Source organism: Halomonas sp. ND22Bw (assembly GCF_003011945.1).
Lineage (GTDB): Bacteria > Pseudomonadota > Gammaproteobacteria > Pseudomonadales > Halomonadaceae > Halomonas > Halomonas halophila.
Window position 1 is genome coordinate 1 of the sequence record NZ_PXWD01001833.1, and the last position, 234, is coordinate 234.

At 62.8% G+C, this 234-nt stretch carries 1 protein-coding gene; it reads right to left on the reverse strand.

Features of this window, described 5'->3' with window-relative positions; translation table 11 throughout:
* Positions 1-174: toprim domain-containing protein (locus tag CVH10_RS24615; RefSeq protein WP_146143419.1), on the reverse strand; the 174-nt coding region annotated here is incomplete at its 3' end.
* Positions 175-234 lie beyond the last annotated feature (60 nt).

The following is a 234-nucleotide window of genomic DNA, read 5'->3' on the forward strand; positions in this document are numbered from 1 at the left end:
GCCCTTGGCGTCGGCCTCCCAATGCATGGAGAAGTCGTCGTCGGGCAGGACCGAACCATCCTTGGACGGCAGGTCGCGGACGTGACCGTACGAGGCCAGGACCTCATAGTCCGAGCCCAGGTATTTGTTGATGGTCTTGGCCTTTGCGGGGCTCTCGACGATGACGAGGTTCATATCGGTCCGGTCTCGGGAAGGGGCGCGAACGTGGTTGGAGCGGAGCCGTGTGTCAATCGC